Origin of the sequence: Selenomonas ruminantium subsp. ruminantium ATCC 12561, from assembly GCF_000424065.1 — a bacterium.
GTDB lineage: Bacteria > Bacillota > Negativicutes > Selenomonadales > Selenomonadaceae > Selenomonas_A > Selenomonas_A ruminantium.
This window is the reverse complement of the sequence record NZ_AUJE01000019.1, coordinates 1-19253: the sequence shown is the minus strand read 5'-3', so window position 1 is coordinate 19253 and position 19253 is coordinate 1. Positions and strand designations below refer to the sequence as shown.

At 50.3% G+C, this 19253-nt stretch carries 17 protein-coding genes; 15 read left to right on the top strand and 2 right to left on the bottom strand.

Going from position 1 to position 19253, the window contains the following annotated elements; translation table 11 throughout:
- The first annotated feature begins 136 nt into the window (after positions 1-136).
- Positions 137-1930, top strand: coding sequence for a methyl-accepting chemotaxis protein (locus G598_RS17505; protein ID WP_051180108.1), 1794 nt, complete (start codon positions 137-139; stop codon positions 1928-1930).
- 100 nt (positions 1931-2030) lie between these two features.
- Entirely contained in the window at positions 2031-2573 is a 543-nt protein-coding gene (gene rbr / locus G598_RS0108585; RefSeq protein WP_026766619.1) for a rubrerythrin, read from the top strand.
- A 382-nt stretch (positions 2574-2955) separates the two neighbouring features.
- Here rbr and G598_RS0108580 read toward each other — a convergent pair whose 3' ends face one another.
- Positions 2956-4020 carry a tartrate dehydrogenase gene (locus G598_RS0108580; protein ID WP_026766618.1) on the bottom strand — a complete coding sequence of 355 codons (1065 nt, stop codon included), beginning with the start codon at positions 4018-4020 and terminating at the stop codon, positions 2956-2958.
- 632 nt (positions 4021-4652) lie between these two features.
- Between G598_RS0108580 and G598_RS0108570 the strand changes: the two genes are divergently transcribed.
- The 10 genes from G598_RS0108570 to G598_RS0108525 all read left to right on the top strand — a co-directional run bounded on the left by G598_RS0108570 (position 4653) and on the right by G598_RS0108525 (position 13802).
- The gene (locus G598_RS0108570; RefSeq protein ID WP_026766617.1) at positions 4653-5093 is read left to right on the top strand and encodes a PaaI family thioesterase; all 441 of its coding nucleotides are present in this window, start codon (positions 4653-4655) and stop codon (positions 5091-5093) included.
- Positions 5090-6370 (top strand): M18 family aminopeptidase, encoded by a 1281-nt coding sequence (locus tag G598_RS0108565; protein ID WP_026766616.1) that lies wholly within the window; start codon positions 5090-5092, stop codon positions 6368-6370. Before G598_RS0108570 ends, G598_RS0108565 begins: the two co-directional genes overlap by 4 nt.
- Positions 6371-6511: 141 nt before the next feature.
- Complete coding sequence (locus G598_RS17500; RefSeq protein WP_051180105.1) at positions 6512-7171, top strand: hypothetical protein; 660 nt, start codon at positions 6512-6514, stop codon at positions 7169-7171.
- Between the two features lie 155 nt (positions 7172-7326).
- Positions 7327-8313 carry a diaminopimelate dehydrogenase gene (locus tag G598_RS0108555; RefSeq protein ID WP_026766615.1) on the top strand — a complete coding sequence of 329 codons (987 nt, stop codon included), beginning with the start codon at positions 7327-7329 and terminating at the stop codon, positions 8311-8313.
- A 686-nt stretch (positions 8314-8999) separates the two neighbouring features.
- Complete coding sequence (locus tag G598_RS0108550) at positions 9000-9920, top strand: hypothetical protein (protein ID WP_026766614.1); 921 nt, start codon at positions 9000-9002, stop codon at positions 9918-9920.
- Positions 9917-10102, top strand: coding sequence for a ferredoxin (locus G598_RS0108545; RefSeq protein ID WP_026766613.1), 186 nt, complete (start codon positions 9917-9919; stop codon positions 10100-10102). Before G598_RS0108550 ends, G598_RS0108545 begins: the two co-directional genes overlap by 4 nt.
- Positions 10103-10221: 119 nt before the next feature.
- Complete coding sequence (locus G598_RS0108540; RefSeq protein ID WP_026759913.1) at positions 10222-10461, top strand: hypothetical protein; 240 nt, start codon at positions 10222-10224, stop codon at positions 10459-10461.
- 136 nt (positions 10462-10597) lie between these two features.
- Complete coding sequence (locus G598_RS17495; protein ID WP_051180103.1) at positions 10598-11527, top strand: metallophosphoesterase; 930 nt, start codon at positions 10598-10600, stop codon at positions 11525-11527.
- A gap of 20 nt (positions 11528-11547) precedes the next feature.
- Positions 11548-12996: an O-linked N-acetylglucosamine transferase, SPINDLY family protein gene (locus G598_RS17490; protein ID WP_037363700.1), complete on the top strand. Its 1449-nt coding sequence runs from the start codon at positions 11548-11550 to the stop codon at positions 12994-12996.
- Positions 12993-13802: a class I SAM-dependent methyltransferase gene (locus tag G598_RS0108525; RefSeq protein ID WP_026766612.1), complete on the top strand. Its 810-nt coding sequence runs from the start codon at positions 12993-12995 to the stop codon at positions 13800-13802. Before G598_RS17490 ends, G598_RS0108525 begins: the two co-directional genes overlap by 4 nt.
- Positions 13803-14486: 684 nt before the next feature.
- Here G598_RS0108525 and G598_RS0108520 read toward each other — a convergent pair.
- Positions 14487-15278 (bottom strand): sulfite exporter TauE/SafE family protein, encoded by a 792-nt coding sequence (locus tag G598_RS0108520; RefSeq protein WP_026766611.1) that lies wholly within the window; start codon positions 15276-15278, stop codon positions 14487-14489.
- Positions 15279-15462: 184 nt separating this feature from the next.
- Between G598_RS0108520 and G598_RS0108515 the strand changes: the two genes are divergently transcribed.
- From G598_RS0108515 to G598_RS0108505, 3 genes are read left to right on the top strand one after another with little or no spacing between them, the layout of a single operon-like run.
- The gene (locus G598_RS0108515) at positions 15463-16884 is read left to right on the top strand and encodes a carbon starvation CstA family protein (RefSeq protein ID WP_026766610.1); all 1422 of its coding nucleotides are present in this window, start codon (positions 15463-15465) and stop codon (positions 16882-16884) included.
- 28 nt (positions 16885-16912) lie between these two features.
- Positions 16913-18325, top strand: coding sequence for a glucuronate isomerase (gene uxaC / locus G598_RS0108510; RefSeq protein ID WP_026766609.1), 1413 nt, complete (start codon positions 16913-16915; stop codon positions 18323-18325).
- Between the two features lie 13 nt (positions 18326-18338).
- Positions 18339-18800 (top strand): YbjN domain-containing protein, encoded by a 462-nt coding sequence (locus tag G598_RS0108505; RefSeq protein ID WP_026766608.1) that lies wholly within the window; start codon positions 18339-18341, stop codon positions 18798-18800.
- The last annotated feature ends 453 nt before the right edge of the window (positions 18801-19253 follow it).

The following is a 19253-nucleotide window of genomic DNA, read 5'->3' as shown; positions in this document are numbered from 1 at the left end:
CGCCCGCCGCGTCTTATGCCTCGAACTTGACCTCGAACTGAAAGAAAACTTTACTTACAGGCAGGAAACTGCCTTTTAGAATAGAATTATTCCTATAAAACGCAATATTCGAAAAGAATCTAAGGAGGGAGACTTTATGTTTTTTATGAAGTCGGTAAAAGGCAAATTGACAGCCCTGTTCGTGGCAGTCAGTGTCTTTGCTACGATGGCGGTGGGGGGGTATTTTCTGTACGTCACCATCACAGATAACGATAAGTTAGTGGAAGAATATCGCAAGGAATTGGCAGACCATTACGATAGGGAATTGCGCTTGCAGACAGAGGGCGTGGTTTCCTCGCTGAATGGCATCTATGCGCGCCAGCAGTCTGGGGAATTAACCGAAGCGCAGGCAAAGGCAATGTGCTTGGATGTCCTGCGTGCCGTGCGTTATGATGAGGGCAAGGGTTATTTCTTTGCTGATGAAAAGAACACGGGTATCTGCGTGGCTCATGCCGGCAACCGCAGTGCTGAAGGCAAAATGCGCCGGGGCGAAAAAGACCCCAATGGTGTTCCCTATATGGAAAATATGTTAAAAGAAGGCCAGAAGGATGGCGGCGGTTTCGTTAACTTTTCCTACCCGAAACCGGGCGAAAGCCAGCCTCTGCCCAAACGCAACTACGTTATGGAATTCAAGCCCTATGGCTGGATTGTCGGTACTGGTTCCTGGATTGACTACATTGATGCGGAAGCTGCTAAATACATGAAGGAAAATCAGGAAGCGCTCTATAAGAAAATCATGATTTCGTCTATTATCATTGTGATTGTATCGGCAATCATGGCTGCTTTGGGGGTAAAGATTGCCCAAAGTTTCGGTGATCCAATCAGCTTTGTGACGGGCAGGTTGCAGAAATTTGCGCATGGAGATTATCGGGCAGAACCCGTTAAACCGGAATATACGGCACGTGAAGACGAAATCGGCGAGATGGTGGAAATCCTCAAGGTCTTGGGCGGCAATATGCGTCAGCTCATGGGCTCTATCAAAGAATCTGCTGACCAGGTGGCCAGTGACGCTGCACAGCTCAATGAAATGACCACGCAGTCGGCGGCTGCCAGTCAGCAGGTGGCCGAATCCATCACCGATGTGGCAGGAGCAACCAACAAACAGCTCTCCGCTATCGACGATGCTTCGCAGTCAATGGATACCCTGATGGAACGCATTGGCGGCATGGCACACAATGCCCGCCGGGCTGCAGTGGAAACCCAGCAGGCGACAGAAAAAGCGCAGAACGGCAATCAGGTAGTTACCCGTACCGTCAAAGATATGGCAAGACTTTCCAAAGTCGTGGGCGAATCTGCTCGCGTGGTCAACAGTCTGGGCGAACGTTCCGATACCATCGGGCGTATTACCGATACCATTTCCGGCATTGCGGAACAGACGAACCTCCTGGCTCTTAATGCCGCTATCGAAGCTGCACGCGCTGGTGATGCAGGCCGCGGCTTTGCCGTAGTTGCTGACGAAATCCGTAAACTGGCTGCCCAGTCCGAAGAAGCGGCCAGCCAGATTGCCGGTCTTATCGGGCAGATTCAGAATGAAACCCAGCAGGCGGTCAGCAGCATGAACGAAGGTACGGAAAATCTGGCTACGGCGAAAGACAGCGTTGAGGAAACCGGTCGGGAATTCTCCGCTATTGTGGAACTGGTCGAAAAGATTTCCAACCGTTCCCAGCAGATTGCTTCTGCCTCCAAGGAAGCAACGGACAATGCGGAATCCTGTCAGTCGGCTATTCGCGATATTGAGGAAATGAGCCGCAGTGTGGTGTCCAATTCCGAAACCGTATCGGCGGCGACCGAGGAGCAGTCGGCATCTGTTCATGAAATGAATACCAACAGTGAGCAGCTGGCGAAGATGGCCGGTATGCTGCAGGATGAAGTGCAGAAGTTCAAAGTGTAATTAAGTTCATAAATCGGAATAGCCGCCCCGTTTACGAGGGCGGTTATTCTATGGTAAGATATTCATGTGTAAACAATTCGATTTTAGGAGGTAGTAACGTATGAGCAAATATGCTGGAACTCAGACTGAGAAGAATCTGGAAGCCGCCTTTGCTGGGGAAAGCCAGGCGCGCAACAAGTACACTTATTATGCTTCAAGAGCCAAGAAAGATGGCTTTGAGCAGATTGCTGCCCTGTTTTTGAAAACTGCCGACAACGAAAAAGAACATGCCAAGATGTGGTTCAAGGAACTCCATGATGGTGCGGTACCCGATACGGCGACGAATCTTAAAGATGCCGCTGAGGGAGAGAACTACGAATGGACGGATATGTACGCTGGCTTTGCCAAGACTGCCGAAGAAGAAGGCTTCAAGGAATTGGCCGCTAAATTCCGTCTGGTGGCCGAAATTGAAAAGCACCATGAGGAACGCTATCGTGCCCTGCTGAAAAATGTGGAGACGCAGGAAGTTTTCCAAAAGAGCGAAGTAAAAGTTTGGGAATGCCGTAACTGCGGACATATTGTGGTGGGCACCAAGGCACCGCAGATTTGCCCGGCGTGTGCACATCCGCAGAGTTACTTCGAGGTTCATGCGGAGAATTACTAAGTTCTCTGCCAGACAAGCGTGCCCGGCGTGGCCGTGATGCTTTGCCAGTCTGCGCTTAGACCGTAAGCTAAAACAAATTTTGACCTTTTAATAAAATAGCTCTAAAAGCCATAAACTCGCTGTGCTCAGACAAATGGCTTTTAGAGCTATTTTTGGTATGGTCAAAATTAGTTTCTTAACGCTTACGGTCAAACGCTCCGCTTTGGCAAAGCATCACGACCACGCCGGGACGGTCAGGTGGGGGGAATTGTGTATATGTTATATAGATATGATAAGGCGCCCGCGGGGCAGGTAATATTTTTCCTTCGCCATAGACAGGCTTGTCAAAAGCTACGGAAAAACATCACCAGCCCCGCGGGCTTAGTCTTGCTTGATTATGTTTTTATCGGCGAAGGATGGCAAGAATTGCTTCGCCGATTTCGTCGGTTTTGGCGGTGCCGCCTAAATCCGGGGTGAGGGTCTTTTTTTCCTGTAATAGGGTTTCTATGGCGTCGATGACTTTCCTGCCCCATTCTTCCTGACCGAAGAAGTCGAGCATCTGACTGACGCTCCAAATGGCGGCGAGGGGGTTGGCAAGACCTTTGCCGGCGATATCCGGGGCGCTCCCGTGGATGGGTTCAAACATGCTGGGGAATTTGCGTTCCGGGTTGAGGTTGGCACCGGCAGCCAGGCCCATGCCGCCGGCGATGGCGGCGCCCAAATCCGTCAGGATATCGCCGAAGAGGTTGCTGGTCACGACAATCTGGAAGCGGGCGGGATTTTTGACGAAGAACATACTGGCGGCATCGACCATGAGACTGGAGGTTTCGACTTCGGGATATTCCTTGCCGATTTCGGCAAAGATTTCATTCCAAAAGACCATGGAGTAGCCAAGGGCGTTAGCTTTGCTGACATTGGTCAAGGTCTTGCCTTCTTTTTTGGCCAGCTCGTAGGCGTAGCGGATAACGCGCTCGCAGCCTTTGCGCGAGAAAACGCCAGTCTGCAGGGCGATTTCCTGCTCTGTGCCAGGATAGAGGCGGCTGCCCACATTGGCGTATTCGCCCTCGCTGTTTTCCCGCACGACAATCATGTCGATATCTTCTTCCTTGACATCTTTAAGGGGGCAGGGTGCTCCCTTTAGGAGTTTTACCGGGCGCAGGTTGATGTACTCATCAAAGCCTTTGCGGATTTTTAAGAGCAGGCCTTGCAGGGAAATATCATCGGGCACGCCGGGATAGCCGACAGCACCTAAGTAAATGGCGTCGAAATTTTTGAGAATCGAGAGGCCATCATCGGGCATCATTTTGCCTTCTTTGAGGTAATATTCACAGCCCCAGGGAAAATCGGTAAATTCCACCTGGAAACTGCCGTCCATTTGGGCAATGCCCGTGAGGACTTTTTTGCCCTCGTTGATGACGTCCGGGCCAATGCCGTCGCCGGCAATTACGGCAATTTTATACGTTTGCATCGTAAAACCTTCTTTCTATAAAACAACACATATTTATATTCGTCATGAAGATGGGAAAAACCTTGTCAGAATTTGCATTATGTTAAAAATCGTTGAAAAGGCGCCCGCGGCTGCTGGTAATATTTTCCTTCGCCATAGACAAATTTGTCAAAAGCTGCGGAAAACATCACCAGCCTCCGTGGGCTTAGTTCATTGCAATCCAATCAGTAAAAATGCCGTTGAAAAACATCTGATATGCTTGCGATGAATAATATACTGTGCTATACTAAAATCATAGCTAGACACCTTGGCGAGAGGTGTTCAATCTATATCGCGGATGTGCTCAAAGCACAAAAAGGAAGCCCCCGACGGAGCTGCTAAACTAACCGTCGGGGGCTTCTTGCATAATTAACGGCTATGCCAGACCGAGCCTAGTTGCCCAAAATTAACGTGATAAGCAGGTCCAGGCACTTGGTAACGTAATTGGCGAGTACGCTACCCATAACCGCTATCACAAAATCACGGAAACTCAAAACACAACCCTCCTTCCCGTTGTGGGAGATCCCTAGAGGGGGCAGAGCAACAAAAACATTATAGCATATAATGTTGATTTAGTATCGAAAATTCAGCTATAAAAATGGATGAGGTGCTTTATGAGTCAGGAACTTACGGAACTACAGCAGCAGATTGTGCGCTTTTATCATCATAATCCCTTTGTGGAATATCTTCATATTCAGGTACAGCCTTTGCCCACGGGAGAAGTGCGGCTCGAACTGCCTATTGACGAGGTGCATACCAATTTGTACGGCATTGCCCATGGCGGCGTGCTTATGACGATGGCCGACACGGCTATGGGCGCGGCGTGCTTAGCCTGCAATAAGAAGGTGGTCACCATCAGCCTGACCACGGATTTTTTGCATGCGGTGCCGTTGACGGCCAAGGTCGTGACCACAGCGAAGGTTTTGCATGACGGGCGGCATACCATGACCTGTGAAAGTGAACTCAAAAGCGAGGATGGCAAGATTTTTGCCAAGGCGCATGGGAATTTTTATGTGCTGGGCAAATTTGTTGAGGAAGGGAATGAGGATGCATGAAGAAAGATATCAAGGAGTTGCTGAATTTTATCAAGGAGGCGCCGACACCGTATCATACGGTGATGGCGTCGGCTAAACGGCTGTTGAAAGCTGGTTTTACAGAATTGAAACTCAGTGAAGTATGGCAGCTGCAGCCTGGCGGGCGGTACTTTGTCAAGGCTTTTGATTCCACCTTGTTGGCTTTTGCCTTGGGGACGGAAAGTGGCCCGTTGCGAATCGCGGCAGCGCATACGGATTTTCCGTGTTTCCGTTTGAAACCGCAGCCGGAAATCACGCGGGAAGGCTATGGCGTGCTCAATGTGGAAAAATACGGCGGCATGATGCTGCGTACCTGGCTGGACAGGCCTTTGGCACTGGCGGGCAAGGTGGCTTTACGCAGTGCTGACCCCTTTGTGCCGCAGGTAAAATTGGTGGATTTTGCCCGTCCTTTGTTTACGATTCCTTCATTGGCTATTCACATGGATAGGGAAGTCAATGACGAGGGGAAGCTTAACGCGCAGAAAGATATGCTGCCGCTGGCAGCCGTTGGTGGGGAAGAACTTACGGCAGATTTTTTCCATGCATGGCTGGCCGAGCAGTTACATGTTGAACCGGCAGATATTCTCTCCTATGAGCTGTCGGCTTACCCCTATGAGGAAGGGAGCCTTTGCGGGTTAAATGAGGAGTTGGTTTCCTCGCCACGACTGGATAACCTGACATCGGTACTGGCCTGTTTGCAGGGGATTATGGCCGTAGACATGGCGAAAATGACCGGCCTGCGGATGGCAGTGCTCTTTGACAATGAGGAAGTGGGCAGTCAGACCAAGCAGGGCGCAGGTTCGGCGGTATTGCTGCAGGTGTTGGAGCGGATTTATCTCGCTTTGGGCAAGTCCCGTGAAGAAATGCTGGCCGCTATTGCCGCAGGTTTTATGCTCTCCGTGGATGTGGCCCATGCCCTGCATCCAAACTTCATGGATAAGTGCGACCCCAGTCATAAACCAGTGTTGGGCGGTGGTGTCGTGTTAAAGCAGGCGGCAAGTCAGTCTTATGCCGGCGATACGGAAGCGGTGGCTATTGTGCGGGGCGTGTGCGAAGCCTGCGATATTCCCTGGCAGCATTTTGTCAACCGCAGCGACAGCCGGGGCGGCTCGACCTTAGGCTCCATTGCTTCAGCGCTTGTCCCTCTGCGCACGATGGATATTGGCTTGCCACTGCTTGCCATGCACTCTGCGCGGGAGCTTATGCATGGCAATGACCAGCGTGCGTTGGTAAAACTCATTAAACAGGTTCTAGCCTAAATGCACATAAAATATAATCTGGAAACAATCAAAATCGTCAAAAAATTGCTTGCTTTTTTCGGGGGGTTAGCCCATAATGTAATTAGGAGAAATATCTGTTTGGACTGTTTAGCAGTTCGGAGATAAAGGAGGAAGATGAACATGGATGTCAATATGATTTCTTCTTTGTCGCAGACTTCGGCCGCAGTGAAGGCGAACTATACGAAGAGCACCACTACGACGACCGATGAAACGACGAAGGAAACCACAACGACCAGTACCGAGGCTTTTTCGGTGGATATTTCCGCTGAAGCCAAGAAAGCATCCACGGCACTGGGCAAACTCACCAGTGAGCAGGTAGATGCCCTGCAGGATGGCATTGACAAGAGCTATCAGCTGATGATTAAGACCCTCACGGAGCAGAATGCGAAGCTGCAAGGTTATCTCGATGAAGGCATTGGCCAGCTGAATTTTGACGGGATTCTGTTCGGCACGGACAAATTTGCTTTGCCGCCAGTCGGAACCACGCCGGAAGAAGCGGCTGAAGCTGTGGGTGAAGGCGGAGCGTATTCCGTTGACAGCGTAGCTACCCGCATCATGGACATGGCAACGGCTATCGCAGGCGGTGACCCGGAAAAACTCCAGCAGATGCAGTCAGCTGTCGAAGAAGGGTTTAAGCAGGCAGGTCTGGTTTGGAAGGATGCTATGGGACAGGACGAAATGCCCCAGATTACCAAAGACACGCAGGCTGAGATTACGAACCGTTTCAACAAGCTTTATGAAGAAATGGGCGTTAAGCAGACAGCCAAGATGGAAGAATAAGAATTTACAGCGGCCGCTACGGGGAAATAGCGGCCGCTTTTTATGCGCTTTTTGTGGGAAAATATTTACGAAAATCGTTTTCAATTATGCGTATGTGTGGTATAGTAAGGGAAGTTACTATTACTTTTCTGTTATAGATAGAAAGAAGGCAGCTTATGAGTATCCGTATCGGTATTTTAGGTTATGGTAATTTGGGCCGCGGCGTGGAATGCGCTGTAAAGGCCAATGATGATTTGGAATTGGTGGCGGTATTTACCCGCCGTGACCCGGCTCTGCTGACCATCAAGACACCCGGTGTTCCCGTGGTCAATGTCAGCGATGTGGAAGAATGGGAAGATAAAATCGATGTTATGATTCTCTGCGGCGGCAGTGCTACTGACCTGCCAGTGCAGACGCCGCACTATGCGAAACTCTTCAACGTGGTGGATAGCTTCGACACCCATGCACGGATTCCGGAGCATTTTGAAAATGTAGATAAGGCTGCCAAGGAAAACGGTCATGTAGGCATTATTTCCGTAGGCTGGGACCCAGGACTGTTCTCGCTGGCCCGTGTATACAGCAACGCCATCCTGCCGAACGGCAAGGATTACACCTTCTGGGGCCGTGGCGTATCGCAGGGACATTCTGATGCCATCCGCCGCATTGAAGGCGTAGCTGATGCCCGCCAGTACACGGTGCCGGTGGAAAAGGCGCTGGCTGCTGTCCGTGCCGGTGAAAATCCGGAACTCACCACGCGGGAAAAACATACCCGTGAGTGCTATGTGGTGCTCGAAGAAGGCGCTGATGCCGCTAAGGTTGAGCAGGAAATCAAGACCATGCCCAACTACTTTGATGAATACGACACGACGGTGCATTTCATCAGTCAGGAAGAACTGGACAAAAATCACAAGGGCCTGCCCCACGGCGGCAGCGTAATCCGTTCCGGTATTACGGGACATGATGGGGAAAACAAGCATGTGATTGAGTTCAAGCTCGACCTCGATTCCAATCCGGAATTTACGACCAGCGTGCTCGTTTGCTATGCACGCGCTGCATACCGTCTGGCCAAAGAAGGCGTGACGGGGTGCAAGACGGTGCTCGATATTGCACCGAGCTATCTGTCGGCTAAGTCCGGTGAGGAACTGCGGGCACACCTTTTGTAATTACCACCATGGGTTCGTGGCGCAAGGCGGTGCGGTCAGAGCACTGTTCACGCGCTGCTTAGACCTCTGGCTAAAAAGACTTTATTTGCTTATAGGCGACTGAAAATCTAAACTCGCTTCGCTCAGACAGTAGATTTTCAGCCGCCGCAAATAAAGTCTTTTTTTTACGCCAGCGGTCAAACGCATCGCTTAGAACAGTGCTCTGCCCGCACCTCGCATCTGTGGCAATCTGGACGGTTGGTGCTCTGTGGTGCGCAGGATAGTGCTGTTTACGCCTCGCTTCGCATTGGCGCATGTACACGTCTGTGGAACTGGTGGAGGGGTGGAATGGCTAGTGGTAGGAAAGTGTATGCGTGAGGGGGGAATCGTTGAGGGAGGAAAAGAGCATGAACGAGGGTGGCGGGGACAGGGGATTGCTAAGGGAAGCGTGATGCCGTAGGGCGTTAAGAAAGAATTTTTGCCTACCGCTGTTTTATCGCTACCAGTCTACTGTTTGAGCGCAGCGAGTTTTGACTGGTAGTGATACTGAATTAAAAGGCAAAAATTCTTTCAGCCCAAAGGCATAGCTGACCGTGCAATACCCTGTCCCCGCCACCAAATCGTACTTACAATGAAAATATCGATGTAAACCCACGGTGAAATAAGCTATAATAGAGACAGTAACTAATCGAAGGGAGGGATGACCAATGGCGATAAAGGCTCCGACTGCCCCCACACCCCCTACGCCGCCCAGTGTACCGGGCGTAACCTTGAAGGATGGCGGCACCACGCAGGAAACGAATGTCCCCCACGACAAGCAGCAGACCAGCGATGAGCAGGCAGAAGCGCAGGCACGGCAGGCAGTAGCCCGTGGGGACGGAGCTCTATCCAAAACAACCCAGGCTAAGCCGGAAACACCGGCAAAGCCTGATAAGCCAGTAGATGCCAGTGGTGGCGCGTCCCAGGAAAATCAGGCAAGTTCTGTACAGGTTATCCCTGCCCAGAATGGTCTGAATGAAGAAAATCCCCGCCAGCAGGCCATGGAAGATGCCAAGGCGCAGACTCAATCACAGACGCAGACCGAAAATCCGCATAATGGCTGGGAGCAATTTGCCTCCCATGGTGCTGCTTTTTGGGGGGCGGTACTCGTATTTATGAGTGTGGTGGTCTGGTTCGGCATTCGCAAAATCATGGCGCGTAAGGAGGGGAAAAAAGGTGTGCTAAGTTTTGCGGATATCGACGATGCAGCAGCACCCGTGCCGCTGCCGGAAAAAGGCATCAAAAACAGCAACAAAGCCTTACCGCGCAAATCCCCCCGCAATCGCGAACAGGTAGAAACTTTTGCCGAACTTCGCGGCCTGACGCCGGACGAAGTATTAGCCAAGCTGGCCCGTGATGAAGAAACAGCGCTGCGCCAGGAAATGCGGCAGGCACGCGCTGAAGCAAAAGAACGCTTGCAAAAGGCAGGGCGTATACCGGTAAACGTCAGCCCGCCGCCCCATGCGGCAAGACAGTACCGCGAACAGTTGACCGCTCAGATTCCGGAGAAAAAGGCAAAGCCTAAGCCACCGGTAAAGCCCCGCCCTGCTCCGAAAGAAGACGAACAGCGTTTTGAGGTGCGGATATGAGCATTTACGTGGATAAAGACAAGTGTGTGGCGTGTGGTATGTGTGTGGACGCCTGTCCGCTGGGATTTCACTTCGGCAGTGACGGTTTTGCCGAGGGAAATCTAGAGATACCACAAGATATTGTGGATGATGTTTGGCAGACAATCGAGGACTGCCCTGTAGGAGCAATTTGTCTGAAATAAAGCATATTTTCCAAAAAAGGAAAAATATATATACAAGTTTACAATATTATGCTATAATGAAGGTGTAGCGCAGAGAGCATGTAAATATACTTCATAGGGGATTATGGGGGGTTGTTTATATGGCTATCAAGAACATAGAGATGGACCGTCGTGACAGTGCGATTTTTCGCAAACAATTAAAACGAGGAGGTTTCCTTTCTGCAAGTTACTTGTCGGTCAATGGCTTTGATGTGACGAAACTGCGTAAACTGGCATTGGCTGGGGAGCTGGATGCTATTCGTTGCGCCATTGGCAAATCCATCCGCTGGTATTACAGGGAAAGACAAGCGGAAAACGCTCACCTGCGTGGTTTGGCATAATACATTATAATACGATTATCATTATGCTATTATCGGTTTGTAAGTTGGAATCGGCTGAGCCGGTTCTATTTTTTTTGCTGAAGATATAGGATATAATGGAGGGATAAGGAAATGTATAATGTAGGAGTTGGTTTTTTTGTTTTGGGCATCGGTTGTATTCTTTGCAGCTTTATTGTTTATTTTTTTGCCGGCGGTCATATCCTGCCTGATTTATCGGAGGATTCCGGTCGATAAAAATAAGCGGCGCTTTTTGCAGGGGCTGACCCTGTACCCAGCAGCTATGGTGGGGGGCAGCTGTTATGGCTATTATTACGAGCGCAAGCATCAGGTTAAGAATTATTATGAGGTGAAGATGCCACAGTCGGCAGATGCGTCAGGGGTGACCATTGCGCAAATCAGTGATGTGCATTTGGGCAAATTCTTTTCCCTGGAGGACTTGCGCCGGCTTTTGCAGCTGGTGGCAGAAGATGAACCGGATATATTGGCGGTGACTGGGGATTTGTTTGACGATGTGCAGATGAATCCGGAAGCGGTAAAGGTGCTGGATGAAGCCGTGGATTTATTTCCCAAGGGGATTTATTTCTGTATCGGTAATCATGAAACTTATCGCAACTGGGGGCGTACGGCTAAGCTTTTGCAAAATACCCGGGTGCATGTGATTGTGGGCCGGGCGGAAAAAGTAACGGGGACGAATCTTTGGCTGGCAGGTGCAGAGTATTCCTTTTCCCGGGACGATGAAAGTTTTGAACTGGAAAAAGCGGCACTTACGCAAAAGGCGGTGAAGGATATCCCGCAGGAAGAATTGCAAAATACGATTTTGCTGGCCCATCATCCGGAGTATATTGATAACGGTGCGGAGCTGGGGATTCCGCTGACGCTTACCGGGCATACCCATGGTGGTCAGTTGGGGATTTTTGGTTTTGCTGTTATTCCGGTTTATAAATACAATCGGGGCTGGGTAAAACAGGGGAAAAGCCTGGGCTATGTTCATTGCGGCAATGGCAGCTGGCTGCCTATGCGCATTGGCTGTCCGCCGGAGATCGCTTATTTCCGGCTGGTGGATTAAGTGAAAAGAGGTGAGGGCGCATGGAGGCGCAGTGGCAGGAAATAACCGCTCTTTTGCAGCGGGGAAAAACCCAGCTGGCCAGAGAAAAATTGGAGTCTCTAAGGGGGCAGATACCAGCGGAGGAAGAATGGCAGCTGCATGAGCTTTATGGAGCAGTGTTTCACGATTTGGCTGATCCGGAAGGGGCGGCAGCAGCTTATAGCAACGCCGCGCAATGTGATAAATATCTGCGCAGCCAGCGCGAGCATTATTCCAATTACCTCTTTGCCCTGCATTATTTGCCGGGACTCAGTGCTGAGGATTTAGCGCAGCAGCATAAATTCTATCAGGAGCTTTATCGGGAAGAAGAATGTCTGCCTGTTCGTAAGGCAGTGCCTCATAGCCGCCTGCGTATCGGCTTTATTGCCAGCGATTTCTGTGACAGCGCAGCTGCGCGGTTTTATGAGGCATTGGTGACGGGGCTGGACGTGCGCTATGCCAGTACGTATCTTTATGCGCTGGAGGACGAGGAAGATAGTTTTACGCATCGTCTGCAGGGGAGCGGCCTGATTTACCGCTGTCTGGCCGGAAAAAATCTGGTGGAGATGGCTGAGGCCATTCGTTGGGACGAAATTGATATACTGGTGGATTTATCCGGCCATACAGCAGGTGGCCTGACCCTTATGGTATTGGCGAAAAAGCCTGCTCCGGTGCAGCTTTCGGCAATTGGTTATTTTGACACTACAGGGCTCGAAGCGGTTGATGGTCTGTTGACAGATAATGTTCTTGACCCAGATGCGGCTGCTGCGGATTATTTTCGCGAGAAACTTATCAAATTGCCGCATGCCTTTTGCTTTATGCCTAATGAAGCCATGCAGAAAAGCAAAAGGCTCAGGCGGGGCAGCGATATGCCGCTGGTTTTTGGCGCGTTTCAAAATGCCATGAAAATCAATACAGAGGTTTTGATTTTGTGGCGGGAAATATTGGAACTTGCGCCCGGTGCCCGGCTGCTCGTACAGGATACCACGCGTCTGCCTGAACGGCGGCTGGCTGTGGAAAAACGGCTGGAAAAGGCCGGCCTACCCATGGAGCGGATAGAGGTGCGTTTAGGAACGGACAATTATTTGGCTAATTATCAGGAAGTGGACATCATGCTGGATACTTTCCCGTACAATGGCGGCGCAATGACGGCCACAGCACTTTATATGGGCGTGCCGGTGGTTACGCTGCGGGGAAATCATCATAGTGCCCGTTTTGGGGCAAGTCTGCTGACCGCAGCAGGTTATGAGGAATGGATTGCGGATACCCCCCGCGATTATGTGAAAATTACCCTGCAGCTTGCCGCTGACCGGCCGTTTTTACTTGCTACGCAGGAGAATCTGCGCGGCGAAATGGAAAATTCGCCTTTGTGTGACAGGCTGGCATATGGACAGGCTTTTTGGCGTGCCTGCATCGACTTATGGGCGGAAAGGGGAGATTTTGCCCTATGAAGCAGGATTTAACGTGTTTTCTTAGTGGCGGCCCTGCACCCATGCGCTGGCTGCTGCTGGAAAGCCTGGTGTATATCGAAAAAATCGTGGCCTTGTATCCGAACGCCCGGCTGGTGGTGGTAACGGAAATTGAGGAAGCGGCAGAGCTGCCGGCATTTGCCGGTTTGCATATCGAGTGGCATTTTATGGATTATCGCCGGGAGAAACTGCCCTTTGCGGAAAACAGCTTTGATGCTGTTTTGGCAGAAAACTTGCTGGTGCAGGCCTATGAACCCTATGACTTATTAATGGACATCAGCCGCAAGCTCACGGATGTGGGAGTACTTTATGGTGACTTTCTCAATGTGCGCTATACGGGCGTGCTCGCGGCACTAAAGCAGGGCGAATTTCCTGTGCGGGAAAAACATCTTTACGCCAAGAGCGAAATGGTGCGGCTGTTGGACGACACCTTGTTTAAGGAAATCGATTTCGTGCCAGGGGATAGTGACGAAAACAGCGAAGCGGAGGCGTTATGGGAGGCGGCAGGATACGCCAATATCAACCATGAACTTTCCGTCAGCCGTTACCTGTTCCGTGCTGCCTGCAGTACCGCTGCTGTGGCGAACCTCAAAGGATTATATAGTCCGGCGGTGCGCAAGGAACTGGCTCGTATTCTGCACCGTATTGAGTACGATGTGCAGCGGGCGGAAAATTTGGAACGCTTGCAGGCATTTTGTGCGCAGGAAGGGATATTTCCGGAATATTTGCAGGATTTTATTGTGGAAAGCTGCTGTCATCGGGAGCGGGTTTTGGCATTGCTAGAATAGGTTTGTTTACATCGATATGAAAAGGCGCCCGGTGGCTGATGATACTTTCCCTCTGCTTAGACAGGCTTGTCAAACGCGACGGGAAAGTATCATCAGCCACCGGGCTTAGTGCGTTGATATAGTATTGTCGTACATCGAGATACAAAGGCGCCTGCGGAGCTGGTAATATTTTCCTTCGTCATAGACAGGCTTGTCAAAAGCTGCGGAAAACATCACCAGCTTCGCGGGCTTACTGCGTATATTATGACATTGGATAACATCTATAAGATAAGACGCCCGGTGGCTGATAATACTTTCCCTCTGCTTAGACAGGCTTGTCAAACGCGACGGGAAAGCATCATCAGCCACCGGGCTTAGTGCGTTAATATAGTATTGTCGTACATCGAGATACAAAGACGCCCGCGGAGCAGGTAATATTTTCCTTCGCCATAGACAGGCTTGTCAAAAGCTGCGGAAAACATCACCAGCTCCGCGGGCTTACTGCGTATATCATGATAACGGATAACATCGATAAGACAAGGTTCCCGGTGGCTGATAATACGTTTTTTCTTGCTTAGGCTGGCAGTAAGGAGGGGCGGGCGGGGCGGCAGTGGCTTTCGGCAGCGTTTGACAAGCCTGTCTAAGCAGCCGAAAGTTATTGCCGTCCCGCCCCTCCGTCTTGTATAGCGAATAATGGCGAGGAAATTATTGTGCACTGCCCATGAGGATAAGTCTGCAGCCGAGTGCAAACATGGCCAAAGAGAGCAGGGCTAGAATAATTTTGGATTTTGTTTTTTGGGAAATCTTTGCCCCAAGCTGGGCGCCGATGGCGGCACCGATGGAAATGCAGATGGCGGGCATCCAGATGATGTGGTCGAGCATAAAGTGGGATACCACGCCGAAGGCAGAGGAGCAGGCCAGTACGAAGTGGGAGGTAGCGGTTGCCATATGCACGGGGAAGCCCAAGAGGTAAATCATCAGAGGCACATGGATAACGCCGCCACCGATGCCGAAGATGCTGGAGAGGAAACCTACCACGAAGCTGGAGGCGATGCCCCAGAACTGATTGAAGGTGAAGCCTTCCGGCAGTCCGTCCACGTCCACAGGTGGTTTGCGGCGGCTGTTCATATACATCATTGAAGCCATGAACAAGAGGAAAATGCCGAAGTAGAAGTTGAGCATGGGCATATTGAAATTGTCCACGATATAGGAGCCGAAGAAGGCACCGGGCAGGGTCGCGATGGCGAAGGGAACGGCTGCCTTGAAATAAACACGCTTTTGTTTGATATAGGCAAGCGTTCCCGACAGAGCATTAGCCATGACGATGACGAGGGAAGTGCCCGTAATCTGCGCGGCTGTTTCAAAGAAGGGATGTGCTGTCCCCTGCGACAGGAACAAAATAAAAATCGGCACGCATATCAGGCCACCGCCGATACCCACCAACGTGCCGAAAGTGCCGACACCAATACCCAAGAGCAGAAACAAAAGAATTTCCATGAATAAACTCCTTTCAACAATAAAATTATCAGAGAAAAACTTTTGGCAGGGGGCAGGAGTTCGCCCACTGAATTACGAATATTCATTATAGCATAAATGCCAATTCATGACAAAGGAGGGCTGGCAGGGCTTAACGGAAGTATTCGCAATTATTCTAAAAGTGGTAAAAATGAGGTGAACTTTCATGGTTACATTTTTGGTTGCTTTGTGTGCTTTGATTGGCGGTTATTTTGTCTATGGTAAAATCGTTGATAATGTGTTCGGTCCCACCGATGCCAAGACGCCGGCTTTGGTGCACAATGACGGGGTGGACTATATTCCCCTGCCTACTTGGAAGGTATTTTTGATTCAGCTGTTAAATATCGCTGGGCTAGGGCCTATCTTTGGTGCTCTTGGTGGTGCAATCTGGGGGCCCAGCGTATATCTTTGGATTGTCTTTGGTACGATTTTTGCCGGGGCTGTCCATGACTATCTGTCTGGAATGATTTCCTTGCGCGAGGACGGCAAGAGTATCTCCGAGGTAGTCGGGCATCATATGGGCGGTACCATGCTGATGATTATGCGCGTGTTCTCCGTAGTGCTGCTGGTACTCGTTGGTACGGTATTTATGACGGGGCCGGCAGGGCTTTTGGCCAAGCTTACGGGCGTAGCCGTAACAATTGTCCTGCCCTGTGTGCTGGCCTATTATTTTCTGGCAACACTGCTTCCTATTGATAAGCTGATTGCCCGTTTCTATCCGATTTTTGGTATCTGCCTGATTGTCATGGCTCTGGGAATTATGGGCGGTATGCTCTTTGGTGTTGGCGGGCACACGATGCCGGAACTGACATTGCAGAACCTGCATCCCGCTGGGCCGGAAAAGATGCCGATTTGGCCGTTGATGTTCATAACCGTGGCCTGCGGTGCTATCTCCGGTTTCCATTCCACGCAGTCGCCGATTATGGCCCGCTGCCTGAAGGACGAGCGCATGGGTCGTCCGGTTTTCTATGGTGCTATGGTTTCGGAAGGCATCATTGCCCTTATTTGGGCGGCTGCCGGTGTTACCTTCTATGATGGTACGGGCGGCCTGGCGGCGGCGATGAAAGCTGGCGGTGCTGGTACCGTGGTTTATGATATCTGCGTTGGCTTTATGGGTTCTGGCGTTGGTGCTGTTTTGGCTATGCTGGGCGTTATTGCCTGCCCAATCACCTCTGGTGATACGGCCTTCCGTTCTGCCCGTCTGACGCTGGCTGACTGGTTCGGCGTCAATCAGGACCAGGCTGCTAAGCGTCTGATGTTTGCTGTACCGCTGCTGGCTGTGGGCGGCGTTCTGTCTCAGATGGATTTCAACATCATTTGGCGTTATTTCTCCTGGACGAATCAGACGCTGGCCATGATTGTCCTTTGGACGGGCGCTGTATATCTTTATCGTACGAAGAAAGGCTCTGGCGCATGGAAGATTCCCTTTGTGCCGGCAACGTTTATGTCAGCTGTATCCTGCACGTATATTTTGCAGGCGCCGGAAGGCCTGCAGCTCTCCACCGCCATTTCCTATCCGGTGGGGATTGTCTTTGCGGTAGTATGTGTGGTATTGTACTATAAGACTACTTTGGGCAGTAAATCATAACTTGTAAGAATGATGGGAGGGGTTTTTTATGAAAAAATTTATGGATAAGGATTTTCTCCTGCAAACGGAAACTGCGCGCGTATTGTATCATGAGCATGCCGCTCCCATGCCGATTTATGACTATCATTGCCATATCAATCCACGGGAAATTGCGGAAAACCGTGAGTTTCGCAATATTGCGCAGGCATGGCTGGGCTCAGATACCTACAAGTGGCGGCTCCTCAGGAGCAATGCAGTATCTGAAGGCTGTGTAACGGGCAGTGAGGTTTCTTCCAGGGAAAAGTTCCAGTATTTTGCTGAGAGCTTGTCCCGGGCTATCGGCAGCCCGCTGTACCATTGGACGCATTTGGAATTGCAGCGATATTTTGACTGCGACTTGATTCTCAACGGGGAAAACGCAGAAAAAATCTGGGATATCTGCAATGCGCGGCTGCAGGCGGCAGATATGCGTGCCCAAGGGATTATCGAACGTTCCAATGTACAGGTTATCTGCACGACAGATGACCCTGCTTCGGATTTAAAATGGCATACGAAAATCAAGGAAGATGGGAAATGTCCGGCAGAAGTACTGCCAACTTTTCGGGCGGATAATATCCTGAACATCGAGGAAGATGGCTGGGACGCCTATATGCGTTACGAGCTGGGTGAGGCAGCCAATATGGACGATATATCCACGATGGCGGATATCCGGGAAGCGATTGTTAAACGGTTGGATTATTTTGCGGAAAAAGGCTGTCAGATTGCTGACCATGCCCTGCCGTATATGGTCTTTGCACCAGCAAAGGAATATGAGCTGGACGATGTGGTGGGCAAGGTGATTAACGGCAAGGGAGCACCGTCCAAGCTGGCAATGGAGCAGTATAAGACGGCCGTACTCCTGTTCCTGGGCGAAGAATATGCCCGCCGTGGCTGGACTATGCAGATACATTATTCAGCACTCCGCGATGTCAATTCGCTGCAGTATTCAATCCTGGGGAATGACAGCGGTTTTGATGCTGTGGATACCCATAACTGCGCACCTGCTTTGGCAAAATTCCTTGATGCCTTGAATAAAGATGGCCATTTGCCCAAGACCATTATTTCTTCATTGAATCCTGCGGATAATATCGTGATTGCTGCACTTTTGCCGGCGTTCTCTGGTACAGAGGCACTGGGGAAAATTCAGCAGGGGGCGGCCTGGTGGTTCAACAACAACAAGGAGGGCATCGAAGCGCAGCTGCGTATTTTGGCCAGCATATCGGTGTTGGGCAATACAATCGGCACGCCGACGGATTCCCGTTCACTGCTGTCCTATTCCCGTCATGAGTACTATCGCCGTATCTTGTGTAACTTTATTGGTAATCTGGTGGAAAATGGGGAATATCCGGCGGATATGAAGACCCTGGGCAAGTTGGTGGAAGATATCAGTTACAACAATGCCTGCCGTTATTTTGCATTTTGATGAAGGAGTAGTTATGCCAGGAAAAAAGAGTAAAAAAAGTGTAGAGAGTAATGAAAAGGCGGTTAAGTTTCAGGAATTCCTGATTGAGAACAATATCAATGTGTTTAGTACAGAGTCCATGGATGATGATTATGCTACGGTATTGTTCCGTTCCCGCATTGAAGCCCGCGGGCAGATTTTACCCATGGCCATCTTGATTGATACCAGTATTTTTACCGTTATCCGCACGCAGATTATAAGCGGTTTGCCGGAGGATAAAAAGCCGCGGATAAAGGAATATTTAAATGAGCTGAATGCCCGTTACAAGAGTTTCAAATACTATGTTCATCAGGATGGAAAGGTTTATTTGGATATCTGTCTGCCCTTTGTCGATGATACGTTTGACAGCAAGATGATACAGCTGATGCTGAGTGTTCTCGTGCAGCACTTGGAAGAGGTATATGATGAGTTTATGGGGCAGGTTTGGGGCAAATAAGTAACATATTTGCGCATAAAGGCGCGCCGGGGCCGGGTATATATTTTCTTCGCTTAGACAGGCTTGTCAAACGCTGCGAAAATATATACCCGGCCCCGGCGCTTAATACGTTGTTTATCGCCCCCGCCAAAAGACTCCTTCCTCTTAGGTGGGAGATGAATGGCGGTAGATTGAGCGGGTTCGATGCCCGCTCAATCTACAAAACAACGTAGATAGTCTTGCCAACTGTTTTCTTTTGCCATATAATATGTATATAGCAAGAAAAGGAGGTGTAACAAGATGTATCTAACTCAATCGAATGTAATCCGAAAACTCTCCAAGGAAGAGTATGCTATGCTCAGGGAGATGTGCCAGTACAGCAATAACCTGTACAATGTGGCTCTCTACAACATCAGGCAATACTATTTCAAGGAGAAGAAGTTCCTCAATTACGAGGAGAATTACCATGCCTGC